Raw genomic sequence first — 3,756 nt, forward strand, 5'->3', positions numbered from 1 at the left:
CCGTGGTGTTGCTGTTGGAGGCGTTGACCATGGCGTCATTGATGGCCTTGGTGCTGTTGGTGGGCCCCATCGTCCCCGCGTAGCTCACCGCCGTGGGCTGCGAGGAGGCGTCGTTGCGCATCACCCGCAGGAGGGCCCCCCCGCTCCTCACCCGCATTCCCTCGATGAGGAACCGCGTGTACGAGTGCCCCAGCGTGCCGCCCCCGTTCTCCTTCCACTCCGTCTCCAGGATGAAGCGGTGCGGAATCTCCCGCCACGAGTACCCCTTGTCCTCCAGCACCGCCTTCACCCGCGGCCACATCTCCTCGAGCGGCTGCGCGTACACGTGCTCCGCGGCCCGATCCCTCAGGAAGTTCTCCCGCTGCTGAGCGGCGCACCCAGTCAGCAGGACAGCGGCCAGGACAGCGCTTCCCCACGCAAATGCATGACGCGACATGCGGCCCTCCAGAGGCGTGAAGACAGCGCCGTCCCCAGCATACGCCCTCCCCTGGCACCCCCCCGCCGCCTGCCCGCTCAGCCCTTGGGCACCGCCACCATGTCGAAGTCCGGGATCTGCTCGCGCATGTACTCGCGCATGCGGTTGATGAGCGCCGCCTCGATCTGCCGCGCCCGCTCGCGGCTCACCCCGTACTTGTCCCCGATGTCCTGCAGCGTCAGCGGCTCGTCCGCCGTGAGCCGGTTCTCGAAGATGAAGCGCTCCTTGCCCTCCAGCGACCGGGAGAACTCGGCCAGCTTCTCTCGGAACAGCGCCTTGAGCTGCTCGTTGCCCAGGTTCTCCTCCGCCCCCGCCGCCGTCGAGGGCAGGAACCGGTCCGCGCGTGTGTTCTTCGGATCGTCCCCCACCGGCGCGTCAATGGACAGCTCGTCGTGCCCCAGCCGCTGGTCCATCTCCACCACGTCCTGCTCGGTGACGTTGAGCCGCTCGGCCAGCAGCTTGGGGCTGGCCTCGAAGCCCTGGGCCACCAGCCTGTCCTGCTCCTGCCGCAGCTTGAAGAAGAGCTTCCGCTGGGCCTCCGTCGTCCCCAGCTTCACCATCTTCCAGTTGTCCATGATGTAGCGGAGGATGTACGCCCGGATCCACCACGCGGCGTACGAGCTCAGCTTCACGCCCCGATCCGGGTCGTACTTCTTCACCGCCTGCATCAGCCCGATGTTCCCCTCCTGCACCAGGTCCAGCAGGGCGAGCGGGTTGCGGTGGTACTCGTGGGCCAGCTTCACCACCAGCCGCAGGTTGGACGCCACCAGCCGGTAGGCCGCCTGCACGTCCCCCGTCTGCTGGTACTTCTTGGCGAGCGTGTGCTCCTCCTCCCGCGTCAACAGGGGGTGCCGCGTCACCTCCGCCATGTAGGCCTGGAGGGGATCCCGACGCGTGAGCCCGACATCTACCGCCGGAGCCAGGGCCACCGTGGGCACAGCAGGGCCCCCCGAGCCCTCGAGCTCGGCGTCGACCTCGGCCAGCTCCTCCGGCTCGGGCTCCAGCGCCTCCGGCTCCAGGGCCGGCTCGGCCTCCGCCTCAACCTCGGGGGCCTCCGCCTCGGGGGACGGAGCCTCCGAGCGCTTCGCCCGGGGCCGGGAGGCCGGACTTTTGGTTCTCTTCCTCCCATTCGCCATGGGATCTCCATACAGCAAAGTACGGCTCTTGTTGCCAGAGGGTAATGCAGGGGCTATGCCCCTGCCTGATGAGCGACATTCCCCAAGACCCAACCCCTACTTCGGTCACCCCTGACATCGACGCGCCGAGTCGTCCCGATGAGTACGTCGCGGACATCAGCTTCGAGGACATGAACCTCTCGGAGCCCCTCCGGCGCGCCATCGCCGAGCGCGGCTACACCCACCCCACCCCCGTCCAGGCCAAGGCCTTCAAGCCAGCCATGGAAGGCCGGGATCTCATTGTCCGCAGCAAGACGGGCACTGGAAAGACGGCCGCCTTCGGCCTGCCCCTGCTGGAGAAGATCTCCCCGGAGGACCGGCGGGTCCGGGCCCTCATCCTCTGCCCCACGCGCGAGCTGGCCCTCCAGGTGGCCGAGGAGCTGCGGGAGCTGGGCAAGCACAAGGGCATCAAGGTGGCGGCCATCTACGGCGGCGCCTCCATGAAGCAGCAGGAGGATGCGCTCGAGGAGGGCACGCCCATCATCGTCGGCACGCCCGGCCGCGTGTTCGACCACATCGGCCGAGGCAACCTCAAGCTCGAGGGCTGCGACCATGCGGTGCTGGACGAGGCCGACGAGATGCTCAACCAGGGCTTCTACGAGGAGGTGACGCGCATCCTCGACAGGCTCCCGAAGAACCGGCAGGTGCTGCTCTTCAGCGCCACGGTCCCCACCGACATCCTGAACCTGATCGCGCGCTACACCACCAACGCGGAGACGCTGCTGCTGTCCGGCGACGTCTTCACGGTGGAGCACATCCACCACATCCGCTACGACGTGTCGGACGCCTTCCCCAAGCCGCGCAACCTCATCTACGTGCTGGAGAAGGAAGAGCCCGTCAACGCCATCATCTTCTGCAACACCCGGGATGACACGGCGCTGGTGACGGCGGTGCTCAACCGCAACGGCTTCGACGCGGACCTGCTCAACGGAGACCTGCCGCAGAAGGAGCGCGAGCGGGTGATGGGCAAGGTGAAGCGCGGCGAGGTGGCCTTCATGGTGGCCACGGACATCGCGGCGCGCGGCATTGACATCTCCGGGCTGGAGTACGTCATCAACTACTCGCTGCCCGAGGATCCGGCGGTGTACCTCCACCGCGTGGGCCGCACCGGCCGCATCGGCAACAAGGGCACCGCCATCAACCTCTTCTCCGGCCGCGAGCTGGCCACCTACACCGTGCTGGAGAAGAAGTACGGCATCAAGTTCGAGATGCGCGAGATGCCCGCGCCCGAGGAGGCCATGCACCTGTGGACCGAGCGCCACCTGCGGGAGATCCGCGACGGGGCCTCGGGCAGCGTGTTCGAGGGCATGCTCCCGCTGGCGACGCAGCTCAAGCAGCGCTCGGACGCCGATGACCTGATCGCCTTCCTCCTCAAGTACTTCTTCAGCCACCTGCGCATGGAGAAGCTCCAGGCCGCGCAGGAGACCGAGAAGCAGCCCCCGCCCCAGGAGCGCAAGCCCGAGGGCCGGCGTGAGGGACGGGAAGGCCGCGAAGGACGCAAGGAGCGCGGAGACCGTGGCGAGCGCGGAGACCGTGGCGAGCGCCGGGAGCGGGAGCGCGAACGCGAGCGTCCCCCCCGCACCGAGCATGCGGAGCGTCAGCCGCGTCCGCCCCGCCGGGATGAGCCCCGGCGCGGCGCCGCCCCCGCCCTCGCCCCCTCCATGGAGGCAGGCCCGGGTGAGGCCAAGCTGTGGGTGAACCTGGGCACCGCGGATGGGCTCGGGCCTGGCAGCGTCGCCACCGCGCTGGAGGATGCCGGCGCGCCCGTGGGCAAGGTGCTGCGCGCGGAGCTGCGCCCCACCTTCGGCTACGTCTTCGTCATCGAGGAGGACGTGGCGGCCTTCGAGGCCCTCAACGGCAAGCAGCACGGCACCAAGACGCTGCGGGTGGAGAAGAGCAAGCCCCGCTCCGAGCGTCCCGAGGGCGCCGCGCGGCCCGCTCCTTCGCCCGATGCGGGGCCGGGCGAGGTGAAGCTCTGGGTGAACCTGGGCACCGATGATGGCCTGGACGATGCGAAGTTCGTCTCGGCGCTGGAGTCCGCTGGGGCTCCCGGTGGCAAGGTGATCAAGCCCCTGCTCCGCCCCACCTATGGCTATGCCTATGTGG

At 68.8% G+C, this 3,756-nt stretch carries 3 protein-coding genes; 1 reads left to right on the plus strand and 2 read right to left on the minus strand.

What is annotated here, in order from left to right:
* Both VD972_RS32790 and VD972_RS32795 read right to left on the minus strand, forming a co-directional pair.
* Positions 1–436, minus strand: a 436-nt coding sequence (locus tag VD972_RS32790; protein WP_324992731.1) for a hypothetical protein, incomplete at its 3' end; no start/stop codon positions are given.
* A gap of 77 nt (positions 437–513) precedes the next feature.
* Positions 514–1,611, minus strand: coding sequence for an RNA polymerase factor sigma-32 (locus tag VD972_RS32795; RefSeq protein ID WP_324992732.1), 1,098 nt, complete (start codon positions 1,609–1,611; stop codon positions 514–516).
* A gap of 68 nt (positions 1,612–1,679) precedes the next feature.
* Here VD972_RS32795 and VD972_RS32800 point away from each other — a divergent pair.
* On the plus strand, positions 1,680–3,756 hold a 2,077-nt coding region (locus tag VD972_RS32800; RefSeq protein WP_324992733.1), incomplete at its 3' end, for a DEAD/DEAH box helicase.

This window comes from Hyalangium sp., from assembly GCF_035629615.1.
Lineage (GTDB): Bacteria > Myxococcota > Myxococcia > Myxococcales > Myxococcaceae > Hyalangium.